28 protein-coding genes are annotated in these 26,671 nt (G+C 61.3%); 10 read left to right on the top strand and 18 right to left on the bottom strand.

What is annotated here, in order from left to right:
- Position 1: 1 nt before the first annotated feature.
- From OR16_RS04090 to OR16_RS04080, 3 genes are read right to left on the bottom strand one after another with little or no spacing between them, the layout of a single operon-like run.
- Positions 2-1,198 (bottom strand): ABC transporter substrate-binding protein, encoded by a 1,197-nt coding sequence (locus tag OR16_RS04090; RefSeq protein WP_006156697.1) that lies wholly within the window; start codon positions 1,196-1,198, stop codon positions 2-4.
- 47 nt (positions 1,199-1,245) lie between these two features.
- Positions 1,246-2,709 carry an FAD-dependent oxidoreductase gene (locus OR16_RS04085; RefSeq protein ID WP_006156696.1) on the bottom strand — a complete coding sequence of 488 codons (1,464 nt, stop codon included), beginning with the start codon at positions 2,707-2,709 and terminating at the stop codon, positions 1,246-1,248.
- Between the two features lie 36 nt (positions 2,710-2,745).
- Positions 2,746-4,224, bottom strand: coding sequence for an aldehyde dehydrogenase (locus tag OR16_RS04080; RefSeq protein ID WP_006156695.1), 1,479 nt, complete (start codon positions 4,222-4,224; stop codon positions 2,746-2,748).
- A 128-nt stretch (positions 4,225-4,352) separates the two neighbouring features.
- On the opposite strand from OR16_RS04080, the gene OR16_RS04075 reads away from it, so the two are divergent.
- Positions 4,353-5,102 carry an IclR family transcriptional regulator gene (locus OR16_RS04075; protein WP_006156694.1) on the top strand — a complete coding sequence of 250 codons (750 nt, stop codon included), beginning with the start codon at positions 4,353-4,355 and terminating at the stop codon, positions 5,100-5,102.
- 263 nt (positions 5,103-5,365) lie between these two features.
- Here the strand turns inward: OR16_RS04075 and OR16_RS04070 are convergent, their stop codons facing one another.
- Complete coding sequence (locus OR16_RS04070) at positions 5,366-5,611, bottom strand: hypothetical protein (protein WP_043418347.1); 246 nt, start codon at positions 5,609-5,611, stop codon at positions 5,366-5,368.
- Between the two features lie 147 nt (positions 5,612-5,758).
- On the opposite strand from OR16_RS04070, the gene OR16_RS04065 reads away from it, so the two are divergent.
- Both OR16_RS04065 and OR16_RS04060 read left to right on the top strand, forming a co-directional pair.
- On the top strand, positions 5,759-6,706 hold the full coding sequence (locus OR16_RS04065) for a tyrosine-type recombinase/integrase (protein ID WP_158001327.1): 948 nt from the start codon (positions 5,759-5,761) through the stop codon (positions 6,704-6,706).
- Between the two features lie 145 nt (positions 6,707-6,851).
- Positions 6,852-7,265: an HU family DNA-binding protein gene (locus OR16_RS04060; protein ID WP_006156691.1), complete on the top strand. Its 414-nt coding sequence runs from the start codon at positions 6,852-6,854 to the stop codon at positions 7,263-7,265.
- A 398-nt stretch (positions 7,266-7,663) separates the two neighbouring features.
- Here the strand turns inward: OR16_RS04060 and OR16_RS04055 are convergent, their stop codons facing one another.
- The 7 genes from OR16_RS04055 to OR16_RS04025 form a co-directional block, all read right to left on the bottom strand.
- Complete coding sequence (locus OR16_RS04055; protein ID WP_081488663.1) at positions 7,664-8,269, bottom strand: NUDIX hydrolase; 606 nt, start codon at positions 8,267-8,269, stop codon at positions 7,664-7,666.
- Between the two features lie 86 nt (positions 8,270-8,355).
- Entirely contained in the window at positions 8,356-8,931 is a 576-nt protein-coding gene (locus OR16_RS40835) for a nucleotidyltransferase family protein (protein ID WP_100227828.1), read from the bottom strand.
- Between the two features lie 537 nt (positions 8,932-9,468).
- Positions 9,469-10,842, bottom strand: a complete 1,374-nt coding sequence (locus OR16_RS04045) for an MFS transporter (protein WP_006156688.1) — start codon at positions 10,840-10,842, stop codon at positions 9,469-9,471.
- A 239-nt stretch (positions 10,843-11,081) separates the two neighbouring features.
- Positions 11,082-11,714, bottom strand: coding sequence for a pyridoxamine 5'-phosphate oxidase family protein (locus OR16_RS04040; RefSeq protein WP_006156687.1), 633 nt, complete (start codon positions 11,712-11,714; stop codon positions 11,082-11,084).
- Positions 11,711-13,081: an adenylosuccinate synthetase gene (locus OR16_RS04035; protein WP_006156686.1), complete on the bottom strand. Its 1,371-nt coding sequence runs from the start codon at positions 13,079-13,081 to the stop codon at positions 11,711-11,713. The genes OR16_RS04040 and OR16_RS04035 overlap by 4 nt, the downstream gene beginning before the upstream one ends.
- Before the next feature lie 3 nt (positions 13,082-13,084).
- Positions 13,085-13,549, bottom strand: a complete 465-nt coding sequence (locus OR16_RS04030) for a RidA family protein (protein ID WP_006156685.1) — start codon at positions 13,547-13,549, stop codon at positions 13,085-13,087.
- A gap of 149 nt (positions 13,550-13,698) precedes the next feature.
- Positions 13,699-14,484: an AraC family transcriptional regulator gene (locus OR16_RS04025; RefSeq protein ID WP_006156684.1), complete on the bottom strand. Its 786-nt coding sequence runs from the start codon at positions 14,482-14,484 to the stop codon at positions 13,699-13,701.
- Between the two features lie 139 nt (positions 14,485-14,623).
- On the opposite strand from OR16_RS04025, the gene OR16_RS04020 reads away from it, so the two are divergent.
- Positions 14,624-15,484 carry an alpha/beta hydrolase gene (locus OR16_RS04020; RefSeq protein ID WP_006156683.1) on the top strand — a complete coding sequence of 287 codons (861 nt, stop codon included), beginning with the start codon at positions 14,624-14,626 and terminating at the stop codon, positions 15,482-15,484.
- Between the two features lie 792 nt (positions 15,485-16,276).
- Here OR16_RS04020 and OR16_RS04015 read toward each other — a convergent pair.
- On the bottom strand, positions 16,277-16,780 hold the full coding sequence (locus OR16_RS04015) for a hypothetical protein (protein ID WP_006156682.1): 504 nt from the start codon (positions 16,778-16,780) through the stop codon (positions 16,277-16,279).
- Between the two features lie 385 nt (positions 16,781-17,165).
- Between OR16_RS04015 and OR16_RS04010 the strand changes: the two genes are divergently transcribed.
- The 6 genes from OR16_RS04010 to OR16_RS44410 all read left to right on the top strand — a co-directional run bounded on the left by OR16_RS04010 (position 17,166) and on the right by OR16_RS44410 (position 19,171).
- The gene (locus OR16_RS04010) at positions 17,166-17,552 is read left to right on the top strand and encodes a hypothetical protein (protein WP_006156681.1); all 387 of its coding nucleotides are present in this window, start codon (positions 17,166-17,168) and stop codon (positions 17,550-17,552) included.
- A gap of 37 nt (positions 17,553-17,589) precedes the next feature.
- Complete coding sequence (locus OR16_RS45305; protein WP_237716924.1) at positions 17,590-17,730, top strand: hypothetical protein; 141 nt, start codon at positions 17,590-17,592, stop codon at positions 17,728-17,730.
- A gap of 130 nt (positions 17,731-17,860) precedes the next feature.
- The gene (locus tag OR16_RS45300) at positions 17,861-18,007 is read left to right on the top strand and encodes a hypothetical protein (RefSeq protein ID WP_237716923.1); all 147 of its coding nucleotides are present in this window, start codon (positions 17,861-17,863) and stop codon (positions 18,005-18,007) included.
- Positions 18,001-18,219 (top strand): zeta toxin family protein, encoded by a 219-nt coding sequence (locus tag OR16_RS48075; RefSeq protein WP_423739630.1) that lies wholly within the window; start codon positions 18,001-18,003, stop codon positions 18,217-18,219. The genes OR16_RS45300 and OR16_RS48075 overlap by 7 nt, the downstream gene beginning before the upstream one ends.
- Positions 18,174-18,485 (top strand): zeta toxin family protein, encoded by a 312-nt coding sequence (locus tag OR16_RS47185; RefSeq protein ID WP_050982881.1) that lies wholly within the window; start codon positions 18,174-18,176, stop codon positions 18,483-18,485. The genes OR16_RS48075 and OR16_RS47185 overlap by 46 nt, the downstream gene beginning before the upstream one ends.
- A 26-nt stretch (positions 18,486-18,511) precedes the next feature.
- Positions 18,512-19,171 carry a KfrB domain-containing protein gene (locus OR16_RS44410; protein WP_050982880.1) on the top strand — a complete coding sequence of 220 codons (660 nt, stop codon included), beginning with the start codon at positions 18,512-18,514 and terminating at the stop codon, positions 19,169-19,171.
- Between the two features lie 94 nt (positions 19,172-19,265).
- On the opposite strand, the gene OR16_RS03995 is transcribed toward OR16_RS44410, so the two are convergent.
- The 6 genes from OR16_RS03995 to OR16_RS03970 form a co-directional block, all read right to left on the bottom strand.
- Positions 19,266-19,799: a DUF2726 domain-containing protein gene (locus OR16_RS03995; protein ID WP_043418339.1), complete on the bottom strand. Its 534-nt coding sequence runs from the start codon at positions 19,797-19,799 to the stop codon at positions 19,266-19,268.
- Between the two features lie 168 nt (positions 19,800-19,967).
- On the bottom strand, positions 19,968-22,925 hold the full coding sequence (mobF, locus tag OR16_RS03990) for a MobF family relaxase (protein ID WP_006156679.1): 2,958 nt from the start codon (positions 22,923-22,925) through the stop codon (positions 19,968-19,970).
- Positions 22,918-23,703, bottom strand: coding sequence for a SprT-like domain-containing protein (locus tag OR16_RS03985; RefSeq protein ID WP_006156678.1), 786 nt, complete (start codon positions 23,701-23,703; stop codon positions 22,918-22,920). The genes mobF and OR16_RS03985 overlap by 8 nt, the downstream gene beginning before the upstream one ends.
- Positions 23,700-24,785 carry a hypothetical protein gene (locus OR16_RS43950; protein WP_158001326.1) on the bottom strand — a complete coding sequence of 362 codons (1,086 nt, stop codon included), beginning with the start codon at positions 24,783-24,785 and terminating at the stop codon, positions 23,700-23,702. Before OR16_RS43950 ends, OR16_RS03985 begins: the two co-directional genes overlap by 4 nt.
- Positions 24,782-25,102, bottom strand: a complete 321-nt coding sequence (locus tag OR16_RS03975) for a hypothetical protein (RefSeq protein ID WP_006156676.1) — start codon at positions 25,100-25,102, stop codon at positions 24,782-24,784. Before OR16_RS03975 ends, OR16_RS43950 begins: the two co-directional genes overlap by 4 nt.
- Positions 25,102-26,670 carry a type IV secretion system DNA-binding domain-containing protein gene (locus OR16_RS03970; protein ID WP_006156675.1) on the bottom strand — a complete coding sequence of 523 codons (1,569 nt, stop codon included), beginning with the start codon at positions 26,668-26,670 and terminating at the stop codon, positions 25,102-25,104. The genes OR16_RS03975 and OR16_RS03970 overlap by 1 nt, the downstream gene beginning before the upstream one ends.
- Position 26,671 lies beyond the last annotated feature (1 nt).

Raw genomic sequence — 26,671 nt, 5'->3', positions numbered from 1 at the left:
CTCAGGCCATCTTGCATTCCGACTCGGATTTTGGGCTGGCGGTCTTCGACGACGACAGGATGTCCACGAAGTCGTCCGCATCCTTCATTGCGGACCTCTTCTTTCCCCGAGCCAGGAAGTAGTTCTTGATGACCTGATGGTCGAAAGGACGCACCTGCTCCTCGCCGGTCAAGCCAGAGTAGGTGTACCCCTCCAGCGCCTTGATGATCGCTGCGGGATCCTCGCTGCCGGCCTTCCTGATAGCGTCGAACATCAGCGTGGCAATCTGGTAATCGGCCGCCGAATAGAAGCGAGGATTATCCTTGAACTCGCGGCGATACACGTCAAGGAAGGTCTTGTTGCCCGGCGTATCGAGTCCGTGCCAATACTGCAAGCCGAAATAGATATCTTCGGTCACGTCGGCACCGAGCGCCTGGAATGTATCCAGACCGGAGAACCAGACCACCGCCACGGCCATGCGCTTCTTGATGCCGAAGCTGGCGGCCTGCCTCAACAGGTCGAGTGTGTTCGCGCCAAAGTTCAGGATCACGAGGACATCGGCTCCCGATCCGATCGCATTGCCGAGATAGCCCGAAAATTCCTTCTCGGCAAGAGAGTGATAGCTGTTCCCGACCAGTTCCACCTTTGCGTCCCGCATCACTGCCTTCGAATTGCGCAACAGCGCTTCGCCGAACACATACTGGCCGGTGATGGTATAGGCCTTCTTCCATTTCGGATTCTGTTGGAATAAAGGGCTTAGCACCGTGTTCACCGCACCGAAGGTCGGCGTCGACCACCGGAATGTGGAGCGATTACAATCCTTGCCCGTGACCTCATCGGCTCCAACGTAGGTGATATACGCGCCGTTTGCCTTGTTCACCTCCTTCATCACCGCCAGCGCTTCGGAAGAAAGCGCGGCCCCGCCGAAAAGGCGCGCGCCCTCCTGGCTGATCGCCTGCTGGACCTTGCGTACGGCAATGGCCGGATTGCCTTCGGTGTCGATGCGCTTGTAATCGATGGCACGGCCAAGCCGGATCCCGTAGCCGGTGATTGCGGCGCGTACGCCAAGGTCACTGTATTTTCCGCTTGCTGCGAAGTTGCCCGAAAAGGCGTTGATGCTGTAGTACCCCAGCGGCTTCGGCTGGGCGATGGCGAAGCGCGGTAGTGCGATCGATCCCGTGGCAGCGCCGGCAAGCGACAGAAAGGTGCGTCGGTCCATGGTCAGTCTCCTCGTGTTTTTTTATGTCGGTGATGCAGATCGCCTACTCAGCGATCACTGCAGCTCGCAATGTGCTGGGCGGCTCGTCGACCGAACACCAGACCCCGAAGCACGGAAGTCGAGCCCGTATAAACCTGGTGATAGATACCCATGGTTTCCCCTGCCGCATACAGGCCGGCCATGACGCGGCCGTCGTGATCCAGGACCTGTGCGTTCTCGTTGACCTTCAGGCCGCCAAACGTGAAGCAGTTCGTCGAGATGATCGGATAAGCATAGAACGGCGCCTGGTCGATCGGCCGGCTCCAGTGGCTCTTGTCAATGTCCAGGCCCTTGGTGCCGCGGTGATCCACAATGAATGGCTCGAACACATCCGAGCGCTGGGGACATGCTGCGTTAAAGCTGGCGACAGTCTGCGCGAGCCCGTCTTCGGGAAGGCCAAGTTTCGCTGCGAGCGCTTCGATGGTCGGTGCGGAGACGGGAGGCTGATCGCTGCGGATGCTGGTCTTCCAGCGTGGAATTTCTTCCACCCTGGAGTCGAAGATGACGTACGAGATGCCGTCTGGCTGATCCGCGATGGTGCGCGTAATGTTGTCGTAGTGCGCGTCGACGGTGCCCGGCGCCTCGTTGACGAAGCGCTTGGCGAGCTTGTTGACCAGCATGCCATATGGGTAGATGAACACGACGGCCTCTGCCTGTCGCGAGCGGGGATCGACGGGCTCCGCATGATAGGATCCGAATTCCCCCGCAGGCGCGGCGCCTGCATTGAGCGCCATCTGGATCCCTTCGCCGCGGTTGTAGTAGCCGCCGATGGCAACCGGCCGGATGTACTTGGCGCGCAGGCCAACGTACTTGGTCATCATCTCCGGGTTGCCCTGGAATCCACCACTCGCCAGGATCACACGCTTTGCCAGCAGGCGCGATCGGATCCCGTCGGGGTTGGTGATGACGACTCCGCACGCCACACCCTTGTCGTCGCGGACGAGATCGGTCGCCGTGGTCCGATATCGAATTTCACCCCCAAGCGCCAATGCCTTGGCGCGCAATGCTTCGATGATGGCTAGGCCGCCGCCCTTGGCCGCTATGCGGGTGGTGTTCTGCGTCAGCAAGTAGATCGGCTGATGCTCGAACTTCAAGCCCAGTCCCTTGAGCCACGAGATCGTGGGCGGAACCGAGTTGGCGAACGCGGAGATGACCTCGGGATCGGGCAGACTGTGTGACTTCACGAACGATGGCCAATCCGCGTAGGAGTCGGTGAGTGCATCGAGCACGTTGGGGTCGATGTTCCATCCGGCATTGTTCGCGAAGTGCTCCTCGAAGTCGGCAGAGATCTCCGAGTCGTTCTTCATGCGCATGTACGCTTCAGTCCAGCGCGAATTGCCACCGAAATGGTTCTCGTCCGAGCGCTCGAGGTTGATGGTCTTGAGCCCTGCTTCAAGCGCCGTCACGGCTGCGGAGAGCCCCGCAACACCGCATCCCACGATGACCACGTCCGCGTCAAATTTGTCGTTCACAGTATCTCCTCCTGATTTATATGGATTGGGGTGCCGTCAGCCCAGAACGAAGGCGTTTGCCTTGGCCGGCTTGGTAGTGATCCAGACGCTCTTGGTCTGGAGGTATTCCTTGATGGCATCCACGCCGCCCTCGCGGCCGATCCCGCTACGCTTGTAGCCGCCAAACGGCGTGGTGAAGCTGGTCGCGCGATAGTTGTTTACCCACACGGTTCCCGCCTTCAGGCGGTCGGACATATAGAACGCGCGGTGCAGATCGGAAGTCCATACCCCGGCCGCGAGGCCGAACATGGTGTCATTGGCAATGCACAGGGCGTCGTCCTCGGTATCGAACGGGATGACAGTGAGCACCGGCCCAAAGACTTCCTCTTGGGCAATGCGCATGTCGTTGGTCACGCCGGTGAAGATCGTCGGTGCGATGAACTGCCCTTGCCCGTAGGCAGCGCCGGTCAGTGCGTGCCCCCCCAGAACGCAGCGCGCTCCGCCGTTCTTCGCTATCTCGATGTAGGAGAGGATCTTGCGGAACTGAGCCTCGGTGGCGATTGGGCCGACTTGCGTTTCGTGCTTGGCGGGATCGCCGATGACCGCCTCGCCAGCGACCTTGATCAGCATCTCAACAAACTGGTCGTGCACGTTGCGCTGGACCAGCAGCCGGGAACCAGCCATGCAGGTCTGCCCTGCGGCACCGAAGATGCCCGCCACGGCGCCTTTCACTGCCTGGTCAAAATCGGCGTCGTCGAAGACAATGTTTGCCGATTTGCCACCCAGTTCGAGCGTGACCTTCTTGAAATCGCTTGCTGCGATCTCATTGATGCGCTGGCCGGCAATATCGCCACCCGTGAATGCAATCTTGGCGATGTCCTGATGGCGCACCAGCGGCTCGCCCACATCTGCGCCGAAGCCAGTGATGACATTGACGACGCCAGGAGGGAAGCCGGCTTCCTTGGTCAACGCGGCGAGCTCCAGCAGCGAGGTCGAGGTGTATTCCGATGGCTTGATGACCATCGTGTTGCCAGCTGCCAATGCCGGGGCCATCTTCCATACCGTCAACGCAAGCGGCGAGTTCCAGGGCGTAATCGCCGCGACCACGCCCAGCGGCTCGTACTTGATGTAGTTGAAAACGCCCGGCTTGTTGATGGGAACCACGGCGCCCTGCACCTTGTCGGCCAGCCCCGCGTAATAGTGGAACCACTGTGCAACGTTCTGGACCTGCCCGGAAACTTCCGCGATCAGTTTGCCGTTGTCTCGCTGCTCTGTCTCAGCCAAGCAGGCAACATTCGTGCTGACCAATTCCGCAAGTCGACGCAGAAGAGCGCCGCGCTGCGTCGCGGTGAGATCCCGCCAAGCCGGCGCATCAAACGCGGCTTTTGCCGCCTGCACGGCTTTCTCCACATCTTCGGCACCGCCCTTCGGAATCTCCGCCCAGGCCTCGCCCGAATATGGCTCGATCGACTCGAACCACTGCCCCGAGGCAGAGTCGACCCACTCATTGTTGATAAACATCTGATAGCGCTTCACCACGTCTCCTTGTTCGGCTGTTGCGGGAACTTTAGTAACGTTCTAAAATATAGTCAAGCGTTCTGCTGGATAGAACGAATCGGTCGTGGCATGCTTGCGACCCAGGGCGCACACTGGAGCAAAATCGAATGGCTAAGAAGAACCTTGAACCGAAGCAGGAACCTGCCGGGGAGGAAGAAGTGGGCGTTGCGGCGGTGAATCGAGCACTGTCCCTTCTCGACACGTTCTCGAAGGAGAACCTGTCATTTACATTGGCGCAGATGGCGGAACGGACTGGCCTGTACAAGAGCACCATCCTGCGGCTGGCAGAATCGCTTGAAGCGTACGGTTATCTGAGAAGGGGAGAAGGCAGCGTGTTTACGCTTGGCCCCACGCCATTTCGGCTCGCGACGCTGTATCAGCGGAATCTGCATCCTGCGGAACTGGTGATGCCGGTGCTGCGAAGTCTCGTTGAACTGACGGAGGAGAGCGCGACGTTCTACGTCATATCGGGGGACAAGCGTTTGTGTGCGTATCGCGCGAACTCGCCGCTCGCGATCACTGACAATGTGCAAGCTGGAGAAATGCGGCCCCTTGAGCGCGGCGCTGGAGGCAAGGTGTTGCTCGCCTTTGTTGGTCGGCAAGGTTCCGAGTTCGATACGATACGCGAGGAGATGTTCTCGATCAGCCGGGGGGAACTCTACGAGGGCATCGTGTCGCTGGCAGCGCCAGTCTTCGGCTCCGCCGACAAACTCGAAGGTGCTATTTCGATTTCCGGTCCGGCTACGCGCTTGGGCAAGGAAGCGATCGCTCGGATAAAACCACACTTGTTCCGGGCGTCCCAGCATCTAACCGAGCTTTTTGGCGGGGATGGGTCACGATACGAAATGTTGCTCTGACAGGATCGCCTCTCATCTCCGACTCCCCCCTCGATGGCCTGCCGGAGTTCGAGGCCGCAGCGCGCCCCACGACATATTCGGACGGACGAGCTTTGGGAAGCTAAGCCTACATTTTCCATTAGTTGCGGGGCTCGATCATGCCGTGGAAGCATACAAGCTTCTCGAAGTTGGGCAACACGCTCGAAAACTCGTTCTTACAGTCTGAGGAGATTCATGATGTTTATTGTCCTGTTCCCGTTCTGCCGTGAGCGAGTGGCACAATTTCAGATAATAGAATTTACTCCGAGCAAGCTCGCTGCGGGTGCCGAGGCCGCCTTTTCGGTTAGCGCCCGATAGAAGATTAGTGAGACGACGACGGTGCCGTTCACCGCATCGTCCATACGGCAAGAGTTCTGCCATGACACCCCACCCGCCGGCGCAATTCCGACCCATGCGAAATCTTCATCAAGGTCATGCGCAAGCTCGAGTCCCTCGTCAGGACCCGGCTGCAGCAATATCAGCTCGCGCATGCGGACACATTGGAAGACCTGGTCAGCCAGTTCCGTGACGTGCCACAAGACGGAAAGCTTACCAAACGCAGAGGACTACGACACGCCCTTCTGGGCATTCACACCCGGTTCCGTTTGGAAGCAGCAGCCGCCTCGAAGAGGCGGTAGATGCTTGCGAGAAAAGAATTTCAGTATATAACTTCCGACATGAACCGATTTGATCGCCTCTGGCAAACTGACCCGCCCCGTGCCTATGCCGACTGGCAGGCCCGCGAAGCCGCCGGCGCGGACCGGCGCCCGTTCTCCGCGCGCTCCATCGTCCAGCACGAGGCGATGTTCGAACGCTTCCGACGGCACCTGTTCGCAGTCAACGAGACCCTGGCCACCTTTGGCTCCGACCACATCGAAGCCTTCTGGCGGACACCGGAGGCCGGCGGATACAGCGCTGCCACCCGCATGCGATACATGAAGCTGCTCGACCGACTGTGCCGCCACCTGGTGGCCATCGGTGTGCGAGAAGGCAACCCTGCCGAGAAACTGGTACGCGATGGCCGATGGCCACAAGACGACCCCCTGCCAATCTTCCTCCCGGAAGACGCAGATTCCCGGCTGCAGGCCCATGTGCAGCCGCACGCCGGCGACAACCTGCCAACGCTCCGCAGCCGCGCCATCGTCGCCTTTTTTTTCGGTACCGGCGTCACGGTCGCAGAGGGCCGATCTGCCCAGGTGGCCGACCTGCACCCCGCGGCCGCGCCGCCCTATCTCCGCGTTCCTGCGCATGGCGCGCGTGATACCCGCACCGTGCATCTGGACGCGTTCGCCGTGCCAATCCTTTCGGCATGGATCGAACTCCGTGCCTCCCTGCCCTACTCCGGCGAACTGTTGTTCTCGCTCCAGCCTAGCGGCATTCCGATCGCGGAGATGAGCTTGGGAAGGATCGTGCGCGCAGCGCTCGCGATGATTGATTTCGAGGCGGACGATATGAGCCCCCGCGTCTTACGCAATACCTTCTGCCGGCGCCAGCTGCTCGCCGGCCGCTCGAGCGAGGACGTCAGCAAGCAGCTGGGCTTGGTCAGCTCAAGGACCTGTGACCGAATCGCTGCCACGATCGAATAGCCGTCGCCGCATGATCGAACCTGCGGGAGTGTTGGAAATACGACGCGTGGGGTCACAGCTCGCATAGACTTTGCTATCCTCCACGCAGCGCCAATGCTGTCGGCATGCTGGCGCCTCACTTAACAGACAACGAGCACCCATCCATATGGCAACCAAAGCAAAACCTGTCGCGAAGAGCGCCACGCCTGTGGCCAAGAAGGTAGCACCTGCCAAAAAGACCGCCGCATCAGCTGCTCCCGTCGCCAAGCCACTGGCGGAGAAGTTCAACAAGTCCAGCCTGCTTGCCCACCTGGTCGCAAAGACCGAGCTGGACGCCAAGACCGTGAAGACCGTGTTGGCTCATCTGGAGAACACGGTCCTGAGCGCCGTGCACAAGAAGGGCGCCGGCGAGTTCACCCTCCCCGGCTTGTTCAAGGTGGTGGCCACCCAGGTCCCGGCAACCAAGAAGCGCTTCGGTAAGAACCCGTTCACCGGCGTGGATCAATGGTTCGCAGCCAAGCCGGCGACCGTCAAGGTCAAGGTTCGCCCGCTGAAGAAGCTCAAGGACGCAGCAATCTAAGCAAGGCGCAGCGCCGCCTGATACCCTTGTATGGTTCCGGGCGGCGCTGAACAAATTCGCGCCAACCCACGCTCTCGCGCGCAGCGTGCTTTCCCCCGACTCCGGCTGCCATAACGCCGCAGAAACCGCTATCATTGGAGCGTCGCAGCAGCGGCAGGAAGCAACAGTACAAGGACAGCATTGGCGGCTCTGCCGCGCAAGGCGCTTGTCCCCACTAGCCATTCTCCCAGAGCGTCTGCCCATTCCATTCGGCATTGGCATGCGCCTCTCTCCGTGCTCATCTCCTTTTTAACCGCCGTCATTTCGGCAGAAGGAGAAATCCGTTGGACACAATCGATACCCAACCCGCAACAAGCGCAGCTGCCCATCAGCAGATCTTCCGGCTGGAGGAGTTCGCGTCAGGCCGTTACGACGTCTACCCTGCGATCAATGGGCTGCGCGCAGGCTCGCTGATCGGCGGAAAGGGCCAATGGTGCGCTGAGCAAGGCAACCAGCCCTGGGGTACTTCGGGACGAGGGATGATGCCGCCATGGCTTTGATCCTCGCCCGGGGCTTCCCGTCTCAAACGCCTCGTCTAGCATCTCGACTAGTCCTTCCGGATAGATGGTCTCGGTGGTGCTGGACAGTTCCTCCCGGCTCCACCATTGGTGATTCGCCATCACTTCCATCTCTTGCGCAGTCCAGCCGTCACGTGAAATGGATTCCGTGTCCGTGTTGACGACGAAATACTGTTCGACCGCGAGCACACGCTCGCCACGTGGTAACTGCAAGGGCACTTCGCGTCGACCTACCGGCTCGGATACCTGTGCCTCGCGAATGCCCGTTTCTTCACGGAGCTCTCGTATTGCAGCTTCCGCGAACGTCTCGCCATGCTCGACACCGCCGCCCGGTGTTGCCCAGTAGACCCTTCCAGCTAGCACGCCAGTCTTGTGCACGAACCGGAACAGCAACACTCGCCGCTTTGGAGTGGTGATCAGTAGCCTGGCAGAAGGACGTTCGCGCATGGAATTCAATCGGAAGTGGACGTTAGTGGAAGTAGAATATGCATTGGGAAGCGACCCGGAGGGGGCCCTTCAACTGTTCGCCCTAGTCAGCATGGCACAACAGTCGCGCGAGGCCAGCGCCTTTGGTATTGCTTTTGTTCAATACGTCGCCGATATGTGTCAACGCTGACACGCGTCGGATTCCGCCGAACCACCATGGAAAAGAGATCGTCAAGCCCATGCGGCGCAATGACGTCAATCGAGTCGTCGTCCCGTAGAGTCAGTCCAACCGATGTCGCGAACTCCGGCCAGGATGCAACAGCGTCTTCGAGAGAATCGAGTGGCACAACGGAATGACCAAACGTTGCTTCGAACCATGTATGCACGGCGGCCTGATTGGTGACTTCCCACGGCGAAGGATGGATGTTGGTCAAACGACGCTGAATCTCAGCATCGCGCTCGGCCGAAAGATCGGAAGCGTCGAAGTGGGCGACGTCGATATCGGACAGAGCCGACGGCGCCTGGAAATCATGCAGGGAGTCCCACACAAGGTTGCGAACAGCGCCGGCACCGATGCACCACGAGGGCAGATTCAAGCTGCGGACGGCGACGAGCGCCGGCCGGAACCATGTCGACTCGCGCGCAATAGTCACAAGGCGTCCTTCCAGATCGGTTGATGGCACGGCTGGATACTCGAAAGTTGGTCGTTAAGTCGCCAATCTTGGCATGTCTCTCAGAATTGTCGACGATGTACGTCTTGCTGTCGACCGGCCGCTCCTGGCCGGAAAGAGTCGTCCGCCTTGTCGGCCAACGGCGGTTCATCGGCCAAAGCCGGCACTCGCAAAGCCACATGTTCTGTCCCAACACCTCGGATGACCGGCTTCAAGCCGCCACGCAGCCGTGCCGCCCCCATCGTTGCATTGCGTGGCTGTCGGTGGCGGCGAGATACTGGACAACCCGATCCAGCAACCGTAGAGTTATGTCAGCCGATTCCGCCAGTTTCATCGCCAGGTGCAAATCCTTGCTGACCACATTTTGAATTCAGGCGAATGCAACCTCGGATCGGGCCCATGCCTCGTAGTAGCTCCTGCAGGTCAGCGAGGTCGGAACCTGGCGAATTGGATGCTCGTTGCAACGACACTACAGTCGATAGCACGACCCCGGGCAGTAGCAGCCGCCACCCGAGGCGGTGTCCAACAGACAGCGCGCCGCCGGCCTCGTCATTCGGCAATGGTCTCCAGCGCCTTCCCTCGCGTTTCGATGCCGAACCTGTACACGATCATTGCCGCGGCAAGGAAGCACAGCGCACCGAGACAGAACACGCCAGCCTGACCGGCGATCGGCAATACCAGCCCGACCAACGTCGGCCCGAGCAACGAGCCGATCCGCCCGACGGTCGACGCCATGCCGCAGCCGGACGCCCGCGCCCGCGTCGGATACAGCTCGGGCGTATAGGTATAGAGCACCGCCCACATGCCGAACATGAAAAACTGCATCATGCCGCCCGAAATCAAGAGCGTCATTGCGTCCGGATTGGAGCCCGCGACCTTTCCGTAGAGGAATACCATGCAGGCTCCGCCCACGAGCGTGGTCACGCATGCAGGCTTGCGTCCCCAACGCTCGACGGCAAACGCCGCCCAGAGGAAGCCCGGAATGCCGCCGATGGAAATGTAGACCGTGTAGAGCACGGATTGGCTCACGCCGAGCCCCGACTGCTGCAGCAGTGCGCCAATCCATGTGTTCAGGCCGTAGAAGCCCAGCAATGCAAAGAACCACAGTCCCCAGACCGTCAATGTCCGGCTCCGGTACTCGCGCGACCAGAGTACACGCAGACCAGAGGTCTCCGGCTCGGCAGCCGACAGCGCAGGCATGATCTCCGGCAGCGACGACAGCTTCAATTTCCGCATGACCACTTTCTCGATACGATCCACGATGCCGGAGGCCTCCTCGTGACGGCCTTTCGATTCGAGCCAGCGCGGCGATTCGGGGACATAGCGCCGTACGACGAACAGAAAGAGGGCGGGAGTTGCCCCCAGCAGGAACATCGTTCGCCATGTGTAGGCACTGAGCACGTAGTAGGACATCAGGCCGGCACAGATAAAGGCGATCGGCCAGTTGCCGTCCATCAATGCCAGATACTTGCCGCGCTGGCGCGCCGGGATGAACTCCGACATCAGGGTCTGCGCCAACGGCAGCTCCATGCCCATACCGAGCCCGAGCAGCAAGCGATAAGCGGCGAGCACTTGCGGGCTGTCGGCGGTCGAACAGAGATAACTGCCTACGCCCCAGATGATCATACTGACCTGGAACACCGGCTTGCGGCCGAACTTGTCCGCCAGCACGCCGGAACTTAGCGCACCGATTCCCATCCCTACGAAACTGGCGCTCCCGAGCATACCGGCCTGCGCGGACGTCAATCCGAACTCGGTGCGAATCGACCCCAGCAGATAGGTCATCATAGCCAGGTCGAGATTATCGAAGAAGAAAGCCAGCGCAATGATGGCGAAGAGCGATCGGTGATACCCGCACACCGGCAACCGTTCCAACCGGTCTCCGGTGCGCACGCGCATCAACTCGAGAGGGGTGAGCTTCATATTGTCTCCAGTAGTTCTTGTGCCGGCACCGGGAGTGCCGGCCGAAAGCGATAGCGCGATGCCGCGATATCGCTTGCTACTGTCGCGTGGATGCGTTTCCGAAGCGCGTGCCGCAACGCCAAGCTCTATCTCGCAGATGCCATGGAATATTGCCGAAACAGGATGGCTTGAAGATAAAAAAGAGGTGCCTGGGCACCCCTCGTGTCATGCGAGTTGCAAAGCGAAATTTGGAGCGATAGCTATCGTCCTTCCCGGCCGAACCTGTGAGGGTCGAACGCCTCCGGTGCCAATCCGGATAGCGTGGCGCCTGCCTGGAAGGGATAGCGAAGATACGGCGCCTTCGGCTGTCCGGGCGGAGAGTACTGTCCGTCGGCGAGGATGCGTTTCTTTGCAGTCATCTCGCTAATCTCGCATCGATACGCCACGATCTGATTGGCAGCGCCATCCTCGATCGGCGAGTAATCCTTCTCGGGGCGGAACTTGTCGAGTGCCTGATACTGGTGCGCGCGCACCTCGTCCGTACTATCGCGCAGCACGACCACGCAGCGGGCGATGACGCTGTAGTACTCCAGGCTCGTATTCTGGCCTTTGGGTGCCTTAAGCAGCGCGACGGGGCGGTCGATTTCGATCGTGACCAGCGGATTGGCGCGGATTGCAGCGGCGAGCTTGCCGAAGCGCGAACTGTGTATCAGGAACGCGTCGCCGGTAAATGTGAAGCTCTGCGCCGTGACGTAGGGGTACGGCGTATCGTGGACGGCGACCCTGCAGATCAGTTCGTCCTTCAGAAACGCTTCGATTGCTTCCCAGTCGGTCCATGCGAGGTCAGTCCGACGCATGGCGCTGTCGAGATAGGATGGTGTTGTAGTGGTCATTTCATATCTTCCTGGTGTTCTTCAATCATGCGCATCTGCTCCCGCCCGGGGCCCAGTCCGATCCCCCGCAGCGGCCGGCCGATGACCTCTTCCACGCGCGCGAGCAGAGCCACCAACTGCGGAGGGAGCGGAGCAGCGGGATCCTGCGGAATCGCCGCTTCACCGAAGGCGGGGAAGCGGATGGTGTGCCGGCCACCGGCATAGCCCTGACCGACCATGACCGGAATGCCTTGGTCGGCGCACCGGGCGAATGCCGCCAGGCTGTCGCATTTATTCAGGAAGACCTCGTCGATGCCGAACTGCTGCACGGCGAGCCGGAGTTGCGCGAGATCTAGAAGTCCGACGCGGCGCGGCCTGCCTGTTCCGGTGCCGTACTCGTTCGACAGCATGCGGAGTGCCATGCCGATGCCGAAATCGTCGTCCCCGGCGAGCAGCGCAAGGGCGTTGGCCCCAGCGGCTTCGTCGGCCTTGCCGCGTCCTGAGCGTGCGGCATCGGCACAATAGCGCTCGGATCGTTCTCCTCCGAGTTCGGTCGGTAACGGTCCGCCGCCGACGCGCGAGACGATCGCCTTGGCCACGCCGATCGTCTTCCGGTGGTACTTGCACGGCAAATCGCCACCCACGTAGGCATACGAGGGCAAGGTATGGCTGGAAGTGACCCACGGCTGGTCGCCATGTACGACGTCGAGCATCACGGACTGCGCGCCTTCGAAGAGCACCCTCGCCCCCTGTTCCACCCGACGCGGCAGCCAGAGTGGATCGTCCGTGACGAACGGCCGCACGACGTCCCACGCTTCGCGCATCCGGTTCATGGCATTGGCGAGCTCGCCTTCCTCGCGCAACGCAGCAGCCCGATTCAGCTTTTCGAATACCTCCTCGGCATCCCGCAACAGGTCCCGAAGCTGGAAGGAGGATCGTTCACCGTCGTGCATCCGGACAGCGAGGTCCGCGTAGCAGGGCCCAATGCCGTTTCCCGTCGTGCCGATTTGTCCGCCTTCATTGCGATCGCGCAGCACGTGGACCGGCTGGACAAGTGGGCATCGGTCGCTGATCGTCAGTCGACCGGCGAGATCAATCCCGTATGCGGCGAGCATCCCGATCTCGCTCGCCAGTTGCTGCAAGCCGATGACGCAGCCAGATCCGATATAGAGTGCGACCAGCCTATGCAATACCCCAGACGGGATCTGCCGCAAGCGCAATTCCCCGCTGGCAGTGACGATCGTATGACCCGCATTGGCACCGCCGTTGAAGCGCGCGATCACGTCATAAGCGCCGGCGAGATGATCTACCACCCGCGCCTTTCCTTCATCGCCGTATTGCAACCCGACCAGGACGTCGGCGTACCCGGCTTTTGTCTGTGTTTCCATTGCTCAGGCATCCAGGACAAACGTGGCTTCGATCTCGACTGGCGCGTCGAAGGGCAGGCTCGCGACGCCCATGGCCACGCGGGCATGGCGCCCTTTTTCGCCAAAGATCTCATTGAGAAGCTCCGAAGCGGCGTTGATCACCGCGGGCGCGTCATGAAACCCCGGCTGCGCCGCCACGTAGCCACCCACACGAACGATGCCCCGGATCCGCTCGAGATCGCCGTCCGTTGCGGCCGCGGCCCAACCGAGCAGATTGACGAGGCAAAGCCGCGCCGCCGCGCGGGCGTCTTCCACGGTGACTTCTCCAGGTACCTTACCGACGAATTCGGGCTTTCCGCCTTTCAGCGGCAACTGCCCCGACACCGTCAGGAGGCCGTTGTGTACTGTGTACGGCACGTACAGAGCCCTGGGGAATTCGGCGGCTGGCAGGACGATCCCGGCCACCTCGATACGATCGATGACTGACATGCTGACTCCTCGATTTGAACAAGTACCGACGGAGAAAGCACGCTGCCTCAACCGTCGGCCCGTTGACTGTGCCGTACGGCCGAGACAGTGACCGGCGTCCCGACGCCAGTTACTGTCGCGCAGACGCCAATCCAGCCTGCGGGGCTGCGTTAGTCACCTGCGGCATCCCGGAAATACTCGGTGGGCGTCATACCGAGCGCCCGGCGAAACATGGCGCTGAAGGCGCTGGGACTCTCGTATCCGAGCTGCAGTGCGATATCGGTCACGTGGCATCCTTCCGCCAGGAGGCGAACGGCAGCCATCAGTCGCGCCTGCTGTTTCCAGCGGCTATAGGTCAGTCCAGTCTCTTCGGGAAAGAGACGGATGATGGTGCGCTCGCTGGCGCCAACGAACTGGCTCCACTCCTGTACCGACGTTTCGTCGGCAGGATCGTCGAGGACCCTCGCGCAGATCTTGCTCAGCCGGTTGTCCTTGGGCATGGGCAAGTGAAGGGGGACCACGGAGAGGGGGCGCAGTTCATGCAGCAGAAGCTGGACCACTAGGCCGTCGCGTCCGTCCTGCTCGTACTCGACCGGCATGCGCACGACGGCGGAAATCAGTTCCCGGAGCAGCGGCGGCACCGCAACGACGCAGCACGTCTGCAATTCCGCCGGGATGGCGTCCTCGCGAATGTAGACGGTGCGCATCTCGACGTCGCCGCAAGCCTGCATGGCGTGCCGGACATTGCACGGCACCCAGACGGCGCGCTGGGGAGGCACGACCCATGAGCCATAGTCGGTCGACACCGAGATGGCGCCGACGTAAGCGTAGATGAGTTGACCGCGCGGATGTGAGTGCGTGTCGATATAGAAGCCGTCCGCAAGGGCGCGCGCCATCCCGCCGATCGGCTGGCCTATGGCCTGATAGTCGTCCCGGTTCTCGCTCTTTCCAAACATGGCATCTCCGCGATAGTCGCTGTCATTTGCTGGCGCGCGAGGATCTGGCGCAGGCAAGTATCTTTGGTCGGACGCCAACGAGCGTCGCAACTTGCAAAAGGAATCGGCCTATCGATTCCAACAGTCTGGAGCCAATGTAATGTCAGTGTATCGAAACTTCAATCAGCAAGAGCTGGACAGGCAGTACAACGTCAGGGCCGGGATTCCCGGCTTCCAGGACATCTTCCAGACCTGGGCGAAGGTCAGCGAAGACTTCCGCCGGACCCACCCCGTCATGGAGAATCGCGCGTACGGGCCCGACGCCAAGCAGACGCTCGATTTTTTCCCGGCCGCCAACAAGGGCCGTCCGCTGCTGGTCTTCATTCACGGGGGATACTGGCAGTCTCTGGACAAATCCGACTTCAGCTACATTGCCTCGCCCTACCTGAAGCGCGACATCAACGTTGCGGTGGTCAACTACCGGCTGGCGCCGGATGTGGGGATGTCGGAGATCGTCCGCGACAATCGCGACGCGGTGACATGGCTCTATCGCAACGCAGGCGAACTCGGCGGCTTCGATGCCAACAGGATCTATGTCTCGGGGCACTCCGCTGGCGGACATCTCACTGCAATCCTGGCGGGCACCAACTGGGAGAAATTCGGCGTTCCGGCGGATCTTCTCAAGGGCGGTTGCGCGATCAGTGGGCTGTACGACCTCGAACCGATCCGGCTTTGCTATCTCAACAAGGTGGTGCAACTGACCGAGACGGACGTCGCCGCCTACAGCCCCGTCTCTCATCTGCCGAAGGTGAGGCTGCCGATGATTCTCACTGTGGGCGGCGATGAGTCGCCGGAATACCACCGGCTCCAGCGCGAATACCAGACGCTACTGGAAGCGAATGGCTTCGACGTGCAGGTGGTCGAACAGAGGCGAGGCCACCATTTCGACGCTGTCGACCTGCTTGGTGACGGCAATGGCGCCCTTGCCGAAGCGGTACTGCGCTTGATCGAAAGCGCTTGATGCATTCGCTGCCGACTTGAAGCCGCATCTGCCTGCACAGTGGCTGTCCTTCGCCCATTGGTCACAGGCGACCGAGGTCGAGGCTATTAAGGAAGAGTTGGCCGTGGAGGCGGCAGCACGCACGGAGTACCGTAACGGCGCAATATGGCGTCCAGTTGACCGTTCTTATCCAGAATGGTGTGAGGGTGGGCTTGTGTCCAGTTTGCGGATGATTTCGTCCTTGACGAGAGCCAGCTCTAGCCAACGATAGAAACACGCCATGTCTCCTCCCGCAGTTGGTGGTGGCTCCGTGCAGTCTTTGTGGAGCCACTACTTTGCTCACGAACTTGAGCCAGGCACTCGTGGGGCACGGATTCGTGGGCAGGTGGGGTCCCTCAACAGCCGTTCTCGGGCGTCGCAATCTCAATGAGTGCTGCCATGAAACTGGCGCAAGAATCGGCCCAATGGCGGAAATGGCCGATGACGCGACGTCCAGCGTTACCAGCCGAGCGGCCGTTTCGAAAAGCGAAGCGGACGCATGAATGTCCGGTCGCGCCAATGGACGAATGACGCCTCGTGGCCGAACTCAGCCGTCGGACCGAGCCATGAAATATACCGTCACCACCGCCGCCTTGGCTCCCCCTTTCTTTTGCGTCCCTGGGCGCCTGCCGAGCGTCGGCGGTGCGCTCTTGGGGCGCTGCCCCGCCTCGCAGCATCCCCAATAGTGCGGCCTTCGGCCGATAGCTTTCAGATGTACCACTCTGGCTAGCGCCCGCCTTGGCTCTGTATCGTACGATTCAGAGATTGTTTCCGCTATTCCTGCAGGCCACTTCGGCGCTTTCGAGCGCGCGCCCTGCCTATGCGCTCATAGTAGGCAATTTCCTCGGCCTGTTTGACCGGATCGGGGTGCATGAGCGCGTGCAATTCCTGTGGCGTCGGCGGGGGATGTCGCGGCTCGAACGTCGGCGCGGTCTTTTCTTCTGTTCCAGACGATACAGACGTCTTGAGGTGCCCAGTCACATCGGCTGGCGTCGGTGGCGTCCGGCGCGGCGCGGGAGCCGGCTCTCGCGTGGTGTCTGCTTCGTACGATACAGGTCGGGCCGCCTTCACCTTCTTTCTGTACCGATAAACATTGGTGCGCAAGGTTTCAAGCGGGATGTCTATACCGCTACCGGCCAGCGCCTGGTGGACCGCCTTGAGGGTGACCCCGACACCCAGCTTTGCCTCAATCTCCGGCATCAGCTGGCGCAGTCGCGCCGCGATGCTTTCCGGTTGAAGCGCACGTATTGCAGTCACTGGATCAAGTTTCGTCGTCATGGTCGGTCTAGCACGCATTTTCTCCGCCAAATTGTAACTATTGGGACCGTGAGCTGTCTGTAGGCTGTACTGCTGATGTCTGGATCTGGCATGCAAGCGTCTGCAAAATGTACATATCATGTCATGAATTTGACGTGGGTCCCTACGGCCTTCGGCCTAAGTGCCGAATACGCCCTTAACTGCCGTGAGATTCTGGTCCTTAACAGGCCCAAAACCTCAATACACGAAACGCACCCCCTTCGGGGGATCTAACCCATTGATTTATAAGGCTTATCGGCCTCATTGTCGTGTGACTTATAAATATAGAAATTGTATAGAAAAGTGCTGTAATGCATTGTAAATGCTATATTTATGGCTATACAAAATCTATAAAATTGGAGTTCCTATGAGCGACGGTAAGGCGATCCCCGTCTGGTTCACCGACGATGACCATCGGCGGGTCAAGGAAGCGGCCGCCCTGGCGGGCTACAAGCACCTGTCCAAGTACATCCGAGACAAGGTGCTGGGGCGCCGCGAGGCTAACGAAACGTTGGATGCGCAGGCAGAACGCGAGGCACTTGGACATCGTCTCGCGGATATCGAGCACGCGCAAAGGACATCCGAAGTGTTGCTGGCCATGTTGACCGCCTTGGTCGCCCGCAAGGCGACCACAGGGGAGATCAATGACCTGCGCGTGGCGGCTAGCGCCGCAGTCGATGCCAATGGTCTGTTGGCCAACGCTGCGCCCGAGCTCGCCGCGCTGGCGGAGAGCTTGGTTTCGTCGGCGAGATAAAGCGTGGACTGCGACGCGCCTCAGAATGCGTTGAACATTGGAGAACGACATCCCTGCTATTGGTGAAACTGCCCGGCTAGAAGCCGCCACGGAAACGCTAGCCGAGTACATCGGCTACCTGAGCAGCGAGGTCGATGCCGAGCAAGAGAAGCCTGTCCCGGATGCCGCACGCATCTAAGCCCTGGAAGCTGAACTCGACAGGCTGGAGGACGAGCGACGCGCGCTGCCCCTCCGGAGACCTGGCACTCATTCACCGGGCCTTGTATGTCTATGGGCCGATCGTCAAGGCGCCGCGCAGGTGACGCTCGATGGCTGACAATCAATCCCTGTTGGCACCGCATCGGCATGCGGCCATTTATGCGCGCATCGAACGTCATCATTTCGAGGGCACGGCGCCGGCAAGAGCTGGCTACTGGAAGCCACTAAGCTGGACTTTGCCGATCGCAACGTGGTGATGATCGACGGCGACGAGCTGCGGTACTACCACCCGCAGTACCAGCAGATCCAATCGTCAGACGAGCGGCACTTCGCCGAGTTGACCGATCCGTACGCCCGTCCCTGGACAAAACAGCCCTTTGACCGCACCATTGACACACGCCGCACGTGGTATTCGAAGGGGCCATGCGACGCATCAAGACGGCCAGCTACCAGGTGGTGGTGCGTGTGATCGCCGCCAATGCCCGCGACAGCTTGACAGGCATTTACCGTCGGTACGAGGAACAGAAGGTGGCGAAGGGCTTTGGCCGCTGGAGCGAGGCAGGCGCCCATGATGCCGCATACCGGGGCATGCCGGCCACGGCGGAATACGTCGAGCAGCACAGACTAGCCGACCGTGTGGAAGTCTACGACCGCGTCGGGCGCGTGCGGTACGCCAATGTGTTGCACACCGATGGCAGGCCGGTGACATCGAGATTACGCATGCGCGTGAAGTAGCGCACCAATATGGAGGGCTTTCAAACATGGAACATGTACCGGCTTCCTATGAGCAGGTGGAAGGGGCCAATCTTCCCTCGAAGGAACTCTCGGCCGAGCTGGAGCGTGTGGAAAAGATCATCTCCACCGCTGCAAATGGATGGCGCCCGCAGCTGTCCCTGGACGAGCACCAGCAGGTTGTTCGACTGGTCGAAACTGCCATGCTGGCCCGCGAGCGTCACGCCGGCGGTAATGATCCGGTCGCCAAGGCGCTAAACCAGTTGCCGGAGCTTCACCAGCAGGCAGCCATGGGCGTGGCGCGAATGCTTGCCCGCCACGATGGCCCTGGCAGTCCCAACCCGTTCCAGCAGGAAGCACTACAGCGTGTCTACCATAGCGAGCAGGCGTTTGCCTTCCCGGCGCCAGTGCTAAGTCCCGCTGAGGCGGAAAAGACCTACCGGGGGCCGATCGTCAGGTCCGATGACCGGCACGTGATCCAGGCCGTACGAGACGGGGGACGCGAGCAGCATATTCAACATGACCGCACTGCGCTGAACAGCGTTCGTGCCGATCTCCTGAAGACTGGGGCGAATGTCGAAATACGCTATCCGATGCACCGTGTCGGTATCGTCCGGGAATGGGGCGCGAGGGAGAAGGCGAGTCTTGTATCAAAGGGCATTGAGCCACGGGATTTTGGCAAGGCCTGAACGAAGCTCACATGAGCCGTTCACAGGACCCTCGAAAGCCCTGCCAGCCGCGCTGGGCGACGGCTCATGCCGCCCAGCTTGGTCATCGATACACTCAAGGTGCATCGATGCGAGTCCCACGACGTTCTTCAGCAGATTCTCGACCGCTTGCCGCCGGCACCGTAGACGACGCAGAGAGGGCTTGCACAGCTTGCTGAAAATCAGCGGCCAATGTTGCGACTTCCGTTTTGACCGACGAATACCGCCTCAGAGGAATGCCTGCCTTCGCAAGGATTTCATCCTTCGTCGCGTCCGCCTTCTTTGCCCTAGCGCTGTTGTGACTCCGATCATCCAACTCGATCACGTAAAGCACTCTGCAATTCGGGGAGCAGATCACGTAGTCGACATACTTCTGGCTAAACCGAGCTCGTGCCGCCTGCCCCTCTTTGCCTTTGCTCCTCGTCTCAACAATAGCCGACATAGAGACCTGGCTGAATACCTGGGCCTGCGGAAGCGCCTCGCGCAAAACACGGAAGAACTGCAGCTCACGCTCCGTCATCAATGGTCGGCGCGAATACTGGTAGGTTGGCCCGCCACGCGCACGCACGGCGGCCGCAATCACAGCAACAACAATAACCAGCAGGAACAAAAGAAAACAAGCTCCTTCATCATGACCCCCTTGTTTTTGCGAGGATCATAGCAAAACTAGGCGATGAAAGTGATCGCGTCAGCAAGGGCATCCCGCATGCTTCCTGTTGTGCCCTGAGAGACTTCAGCCGCCAAAATAGAAGCGGCGCGTTCCACCGCCAAAATGCGCTCACTCAGGTGCATTCAGTCCACCTCCTGGCGCCTTTCTTTTGGCCGGTCCAGACGGGACCGGCTTGCCGTTGGCGGCACCACCCGTGTTCTGGAGTTCATTGGTCTGGCGGCTTGTCAGCCGTGCGCGCTGGATTTCCAGCGCCGTCGTCTTGTCATAGCGACGCGCGATCGCCAGCGGCAGGTTCTTGATGGAGTTTGTGTAGATGCGGGCCTCATGGCGTGCCCTGCTGATGGCCACGTAGAAGAGGTTCATCGACGTGGTGCGGCTCTTGGTGTCCAACGCCACCAGCACGCGGTCACTGGTCAGTCCCTGCGAGCTATGTACCGTCGACACGTAGGCATGCTCCAAATGCATCGGCCGCAGTGCTGGCAGTTCCAGCGCGGGCAGCGGCCGCCCGTTCTTCCGTTCTACCGACTCCAGGTTCAACACACCACCCAGGATGCCGCCTACACGCAGACGGTCACCGTTGGTCAGATCCCGGCCAGGATCGTTGCGGTTGACGCGAATGATGTCCCCGATTGCCAGTTCCGTGTGCTCGAGGTGGTAGACGCTCAGTTGCGTGGCGGTGCGCGGGTTGATCGTCGTGGTGGTGCCGTCGGCGCGCACCAGGCGCAGCAAGTTGCCCGGGAATGCTTCCTGCACGTGATAGGTTTCGCCGCGGACGAGGCCTGCCTTGGCATAGTCGCGCTCGGGCTGGATGACCATGCCGGGCTGATAGCTGGGCGCAAACCTGCGCTGGGCCTGCGTCATGTCGACGCGCGTGAGCGTCTCGAATTCCCGGCCGGTACCGGCGAGCCCAAGCGCAACTCGAACCATGCCATTGATCTCGCGGCGATCCTTGTTGGTGCCAGCGACAATCAGCGTGGCCTCGCGCTCTGGCTCGCCCAGGGCCACGTAATCATTGACGACGGCTTGGTGCCGTTCACCGGGCGCCTTGATCTCTTCCACGTGCCGGATGTGATCGAGTGAGGCGCGCATGCGGCGTTCGGCGGCATGACCGACGGCCAGCTTCAGTTCCGGATTCTTCTGCCTCTGGATTTCACTGATCCGCGCCGTGCGCATGCCTTCCTGCTGAAGTTGCGCGAACGGCTTGCCCGCCTCGATGGCCTCGGTCTGCTTGGTGTCCCCCAGCAGCACCATGCGGGCGCCAGCCTTCTCCACCACGCGCATGAGCTGTTCCATCTGACGTGAGCCGACCACGCCGGCTTCATCCAGGACGATGACGGTCTTTTCATCGATCGGTTTGTCCTTCGTGCGCAGGAAGCTGGCCAATGTATGCGCTTCCAGCCCTTCCTGCTTGAGTGCCTTGACCTGATTGCCGTAGGGCGCGAGCGCCACGGTGCGGTAGCCTTCTCCCTCGGCAACGGCACCCCCGATGAGGGACACGGCCTGGTTGACGGTGTATGTCTTCCCGGTGCCCGCATCGCCCTGAATACCGACGAAACGATCCCGGGTGGCCACGATGGCTTCCACTGCGGCACGCTGCCCGGCATTGAGCGGGGAGCCCTGCAGCGCCGCCTGTAACACTGACGCTTCCACAATGGGCGCGACCTGGCCGCGGCCGGCGCGCTCGATGGCGAGAATCGCCTTTTCTCGTTTGAGGGCCTTCTGCGTTGTGTATCGCTTTTCGACTGGTATCAGTGAGCCTGCCTTGATCGCAGCATTCACATAGTCACGGGCGAAGCCGCTATCCCGGCCGTGCTGCGCTTGCAGGTAGTGCCGCCAACCGGCAGGTGATAGCGTCTGGCTGTCATCGCGGGACGCCAGCCGGTAGGCGGGTGGAGCCTCGATGAGGGAGCCTTGCCCGACCAGGCGCCGGATTTCTTCGCGGACCTCCTTCGATCCGGCCAGGCCTACCGCGCGGCGCAGCGCAGTCGATGACAGCACCGATTCCCGGACTACTGCTTCGCGCTCGGTCAGGTGCCGGATAGCATACTGCACCACCGCTTGCGCCGGCGTCAGATGCGAAGGCAAGCTGATAGCCGGGGCGGCTGCGTCAGCATCGTCCGGTGCGCCGGCACCTCCGTGACCGGCGGATGGCGGCGGCCCGTAACTACGATCATCCAGCCGCGACCTCCGCCCGAACGCGATCTCGAGTTCACGACTCTTCTCGACCCAGTATTGCTTAACGACTTCCCGGTCGGACTCGTCCTTGCGCGGACGGGTGGCCAGTGAGATCACCTGCTTCTCCAGCGTGGTCGCGGTGGCCCTTGTTTTGCCGTCGTTGGCCAGCGCTTCCTCGATCACTCGACTGCGCGAGGAGAAGACCTCGATTTGCTCACGCGTGATGTGTGCAAGCTCGAAGTTGCCTTTGTCGTCCACCAGCCGGATCTGGTAGCCCAACTCCTGCAGCCCCTTTGCCAACTCAGCTTTGTAGATGGCATCGATGCCGTGATATGCCCGAAATACGTCTTCGTTCGAAAGCGCGCGCCAGGCGCCGTCTGCGCGCTGCGTCATATTCAACAACACAGCGTGCGTGTGCAGCTGTGGATCTTTGGCCCGACTCATCTCGTGACGGAACTTGCCGATGACCATATTGCCGGTGCGCTCGCGATGACTCTTGCCTTTGACCTTCCTGCGCGCTTCGGCAAGCTTCTCGACTTCCTGCAGCGCGATCGTTACCGCCCGATCGTGGGCCTCTGTCACAGATAAGTCACCGGCGACCAGCGCTTGCATCGACACGGACTTCGGCGCGGAGAACGTCAGGTCCAGCCCCATGCGCTTCTTGTTTTCCACCGGGTCGAAGGTGGCCTGGATGCGCTCGCCGTTGGGTAGCTTGCCATCGAGCAGTCGCGCCAGCTCGGCCTGGTCCACGGCACCAGTCAAGCCCAGCGCCTCCGCGCCAATTCCCTGCCACTGTCCCGGGTTTTCCTTGCCGTAATAGTCGTCGGCCGCAGAGAAGTAGTGTGCGGCAGCATACTGGTTGTTGCCGCGAATCGGTGTCACGTTAAGCATGCGTGGACTCGATTGTGTTGGCGTCGAGCGTGTTATCGCAAGCCAGGCAACCGAGGCGTAGGGCAGCCTTGCCCCAGACATTGATGCCGCAGCCAGGACAGGTGTACTTGGTCTTCCGCTTCTTGCCCTGATCGTCCTCGTCGACACGCAGCCCCAAGGCGGTCAAGGCCTCCACGTCCACGTCGACATCGACATCGACATCGGTTGTTGGGATCGAGGCGCCGGCGGGTTCCACGGCGAACTGGATGGCCATGGGATCAGTCTGCGCTTGCACGTCGACCCAGGAGATCAGGATCTCGCTGGCCACCAATGCCTGGCACGCCTCATCAAAGGGGCCGCCCGGGAGGATGTAGTGGGTCATGCGCTGCCCCACACGGTTACCGTCAGGGGCGCCGGTGTCGGATGGCATCAATCCCATGGATTCCATCTTGTCGGCCCATTCGCGATTGTGATAGCCATTGCGCGAGGGCTTGCCGGCATGCGCCTGCCACTGGTGCACCATTTCGTGGACCAGCGTGGAGAGCGTTTTCTCGACGGTACGGAACGCGAAGAAGGCCGGGTTCAGGGCAATCTCATCGCTCTTGCCACGTGCGTCACGTCGCAGGAAGCGCGAAGGCCCGTAGTAGCCAAAGGTGTTTCGCTTGCGCTGCAGCGTGAACAGGCAGCCCGGCAACTCATTGTTGAAGAGCCGTTCGTTGAAGTAGCGGTAGGCGTGTTCCAGCTCGGCATAGAGTTCGTCAGTGGCGCTGATCCAGCGGGTGCGGATGGGTGGCGTCATGCCGGTATGCCTCCCGCACGGCGGGTGAGCGCGGCGGCCGCGGTCTCGCGCTGCAGCTGGGCTAGGGCACCGGGCGGCAGCGGACCGAGCCGGCCGCCAATGCGTCGGCCAAACGAGGCCTCGGCGGCGACCTGGTGAGCCAGCCGCTGGCGCTCCGCTGCGCGCGCCTGGGCCACGTGGTGAGCGTAGTGGGTCACCCATGCTTCGCCGGCGGCGGCCGCCTTGCGAAGCAGTTCGTTGAAGTACGGCCACGGTTTGCGCACCACCCCGGCCTTTGTCGCGCCGTGCCATTCGTCCAAAACGCGCTGGGCTAGCGTCTTGCCCAGGACTGCGGTCCTTCGTGCGATGTAGCCGCGCTGGCGGTCTGCGATCTCGGTCGGCCAGTCGAGATGAGCGACCCACGTTACCTCCGCCTCGCCCCCCTCCTTGCAAGCCGGGCCGAAGGCCAAATCCCCACCGTCGCCGGCGGGCTTAATGCGTTGCTCTGAGAGCCCTCGTGGTTGCGATCGGAGCGGTGTTTCGTCGCCGTTGAGGTTGTTGGCCTGCTGCGCCGAAGGCGCGGTAGGGTCGATGAGACCATCCCCTTCAGGCCGCAGGCCTGAGGGGGTAGGGGGAGTAGGGTTTAAAGGTTTACCGGATACCGGATGTGTGGCGGGTTCAGCGTTATCCACACCCCTGCTGGAGGGCCGCAAAGCCTTGGCTGGCTTGGTTTTTTTGGCGGTCTGGCAATGTCCCGAAGATGTACCGGGTTTTTCTGGGCAGCGGTCATCGCGATCCGCCAGCGGACATTCAAAGATCAGCTCATATGGGCCACCCAACCGTCTGAGCAACCCCAGTTCTTCAAGACGTACAAGCATGCGTTGTAGCTTGCTCTTGCCGAAGGAAAGCGCTCTGACGCCGTGTCGACTATGCCGCTCTGTGCGCTCCCTGAAGCTTTGATAGGACACCCTCACCGCGCGCCCGACGATCCCGGTACGGAAGTCCATCCGCAAGCGCAAGGCAGCGAAGTACAGATGGAACAGCTCCGACCCCGCGCCCTCCAATGCATCCAGTTCCCGGTCATTGATACGATAGGCCGTCATGCTTCCTGCTCCCGAGGAGTGACTGTGGTGTCCGCAAGGGCGCAGATATAAGTCAGGCTCGAATCGCCCTCCAAACGGCACAACAAACCGAGTTCCACCAGGGCCTCCAGCATGCGGTGCAACGTGCTCTTGTCATGGGCCAGGTACTTGATGCCGGGCCGACCCACCCGCTCGGTCACCTGCTCGAAGGTGGTTCGCACCACCCCGGTCAACGGTTCCATGTGCGAACGAAAGCCAAGGCAGTACAGGTGGAACAAGTCGGCACCGGCACCAGCCAGGGCGTCGAGTTCCGTATCGTTGATTTCGAAGGGTGGCATCACGCACTCCTGATTTGAATGGCCGGCGCCCGCTGCGGATAGCTGACGTACGGCACGACGATCTTGGCAATGGGGAACTGTTCGGCGAACATGACGTAACCGTGCAGGTCCCGCAGGTTCGAGATCTCCGAATCCATCACCACCGGTTCCTTCGTGGCCTCGACTACGCGGCTGCGGCCGCCGCGGCCTCCGCCCATCGTGAGCGTTTCCTTGACGCGCTCCACCTCGTGATTGCCGAGGATCTCGCTGGCCTTGTCGGCGTTGTAGGCGTTCGCGGCACCGAAGATCAGGTAATTACGGAAGCAGGCGAGCAGTGTCCTGGCCTGGTCCTTGCCATAGGTCTCATCGAGCTGCGCCCAGTCCTGGATGCTCCCGACGATACGCAATCCGTGCTTGCGCCCCTTGGTTGCAGCTGGCACGAAGGATTCCAGGCGCCCAAGGGAATCCAGTTCGTCCAGAAATAGCCAGAAGCGCACGTCACTGGTCGGGTCAGGCTCTGCCTGGCTCAAGACCGTCGCGCAAATCGTGTCGATCCAGGTGGCCACCAGCGGCCTCTGGGCCGCGCGCATATCCTCGCGCCAGGTGATAAAGAGATTGCCAGCCTCAGGGTCGTTGACCCAGCGGTGCAGGGAGAATTCCCCTTCGCTCATGAAGCGCAGCGGCCGGACATACTTGTTCATCATGAACTGGATCGACGCGATGGCCTTCTCGGCGTTGTCGCGGAAGTACCCTTGCGAGTCCGTGTTGGCCAGGAAGGCGCGAATGACCTCGCCGTCCTCGCGCACCAGCAGCCGCACCAGCGTTGCCTGGTCCGGGTTGTGAGTCTCGACCAGCTTGCGCATCGTGTCGGAGAGGACGTCGCGCGCATAGGCGCACCACTGCTCATCGCTCGGGTCGATCTGCGGCGGGATGACGCTCTTGGCCATCCGGTCGAAGTCGTGCACGCCCTGGATCTCGTTGAACAGCGTCCACCCCGCCGAGCGCGTGTCAAATGGATTCAGGATGATGTCGCCAGGGAAGCTGAATTTTGAGTAGAAGGTGCCGTTGGGATCGACTACGGCCATCTTGTCGCGGCGGAGCACGGCCGCCCCGATCATGCTCTCCATGGCCACCGATTTGCCGGCACCAACGGAGGCGCACAACAGCAGATTGCGGTTCTCCAGGTGCAGCGGGATCGGCATCGGACCGATCTTGATCGGGTCGAGCTTGCGCATGCCGCGCCTGCGCCGGCGGACGTTCTCGCGCCGGTTGACAGCATGGATCTGACCGGCCACGGTATGCCAGTTTTCCAGACGTGAGCCCCGCATCCAGCGCCGGTACCGCGCACCGCGGAAGCCGTCGTCGCCATACTCGCGCAGCAGATAGGCCGCGCCGACGGCCAGCGCCAACCCGCCCAGCAGGCCACCGGCAAGATATGGGCTATGCGGAGTCAGGTGCAAGGCATCGGTCAATGCCTGCGGGAAGGGCAACAGCCGCACGCGGCCTATGTAGGCGCTGGCCAGCCACCCCGAGACGGGCAACGTGATGCCCGCGGCAAGCGTCGCGCTGTCGACTTCGTGCTTCTGCATA

The sequence above is a fragment of the Cupriavidus basilensis OR16 genome, from assembly GCF_000243095.1.
Taxonomy (GTDB): Bacteria; Pseudomonadota; Gammaproteobacteria; order Burkholderiales; family Burkholderiaceae; genus Cupriavidus; species Cupriavidus basilensis_D.
The sequence above is the reverse complement of the archived record's forward strand: the minus strand, read 5'-3'. Positions and strand labels throughout refer to the sequence as shown.

Excerpts from the sequence above, each read along its gene's own strand:
- OR16_RS04090 (WP_006156697.1), bottom strand. The coding sequence starts at position 1,198 with ATGGACCGACGCACCTTTCTGTCGCTTGCCGGCGCTGCCACGGGATCG.
- OR16_RS04075 (WP_006156694.1), top strand. The coding sequence starts at position 4,353 with ATGGCTAAGAAGAACCTTGAACCGAAGCAGGAACCTGCCGGGGAGGAA.
- OR16_RS04070 (WP_043418347.1), bottom strand. The coding sequence starts at position 5,611 with ATGCGCGAGCTGATATTGCTGCAGCCGGGTCCTGACGAGGGACTCGAG.
- OR16_RS04065 (WP_158001327.1), top strand. The coding sequence starts at position 5,759 with ATGCTTGCGAGAAAAGAATTTCAGTATATAACTTCCGACATGAACCGA.
- OR16_RS04060 (WP_006156691.1), top strand. The coding sequence starts at position 6,852 with ATGGCAACCAAAGCAAAACCTGTCGCGAAGAGCGCCACGCCTGTGGCC.
- OR16_RS04055 (WP_081488663.1), bottom strand. The coding sequence starts at position 8,269 with ATGCGCGAACGTCCTTCTGCCAGGCTACTGATCACCACTCCAAAGCGG.
- OR16_RS04045 (WP_006156688.1), bottom strand. The coding sequence starts at position 10,842 with ATGAAGCTCACCCCTCTCGAGTTGATGCGCGTGCGCACCGGAGACCGG.
- OR16_RS04040 (WP_006156687.1), bottom strand. The coding sequence starts at position 11,714 with ATGACCACTACAACACCATCCTATCTCGACAGCGCCATGCGTCGGACT.
- OR16_RS04035 (WP_006156686.1), bottom strand. The coding sequence starts at position 13,081 with ATGGAAACACAGACAAAAGCCGGGTACGCCGACGTCCTGGTCGGGTTG.
- OR16_RS04030 (WP_006156685.1), bottom strand. The coding sequence starts at position 13,549 with ATGTCAGTCATCGATCGTATCGAGGTGGCCGGGATCGTCCTGCCAGCC.
- OR16_RS04025 (WP_006156684.1), bottom strand. The coding sequence starts at position 14,484 with ATGTTTGGAAAGAGCGAGAACCGGGACGACTATCAGGCCATAGGCCAG.
- OR16_RS04020 (WP_006156683.1), top strand. The coding sequence starts at position 14,624 with ATGTCAGTGTATCGAAACTTCAATCAGCAAGAGCTGGACAGGCAGTAC.
- OR16_RS04015 (WP_006156682.1), bottom strand. The coding sequence starts at position 16,780 with ATGACGACGAAACTTGATCCAGTGACTGCAATACGTGCGCTTCAACCG.
- OR16_RS04010 (WP_006156681.1), top strand. The coding sequence starts at position 17,166 with ATGAGCGACGGTAAGGCGATCCCCGTCTGGTTCACCGACGATGACCAT.
- OR16_RS45300 (WP_237716923.1), top strand. The coding sequence starts at position 17,861 with ATGGCTGACAATCAATCCCTGTTGGCACCGCATCGGCATGCGGCCATT.
- OR16_RS47185 (WP_050982881.1), top strand. The coding sequence starts at position 18,174 with ATGCGACGCATCAAGACGGCCAGCTACCAGGTGGTGGTGCGTGTGATC.
- OR16_RS44410 (WP_050982880.1), top strand. The coding sequence starts at position 18,512 with ATGGAACATGTACCGGCTTCCTATGAGCAGGTGGAAGGGGCCAATCTT.
- mobF (WP_006156679.1), bottom strand. The coding sequence starts at position 22,925 with ATGCTTAACGTGACACCGATTCGCGGCAACAACCAGTATGCTGCCGCA.
- OR16_RS03985 (WP_006156678.1), bottom strand. The coding sequence starts at position 23,703 with ATGACGCCACCCATCCGCACCCGCTGGATCAGCGCCACTGACGAACTC.
- OR16_RS43950 (WP_158001326.1), bottom strand. The coding sequence starts at position 24,785 with ATGACGGCCTATCGTATCAATGACCGGGAACTGGATGCATTGGAGGGC.
- OR16_RS03975 (WP_006156676.1), bottom strand. The coding sequence starts at position 25,102 with ATGCCACCCTTCGAAATCAACGATACGGAACTCGACGCCCTGGCTGGT.
- OR16_RS03970 (WP_006156675.1), bottom strand. The coding sequence starts at position 26,670 with ATGCAGAAGCACGAAGTCGACAGCGCGACGCTTGCCGCGGGCATCACG.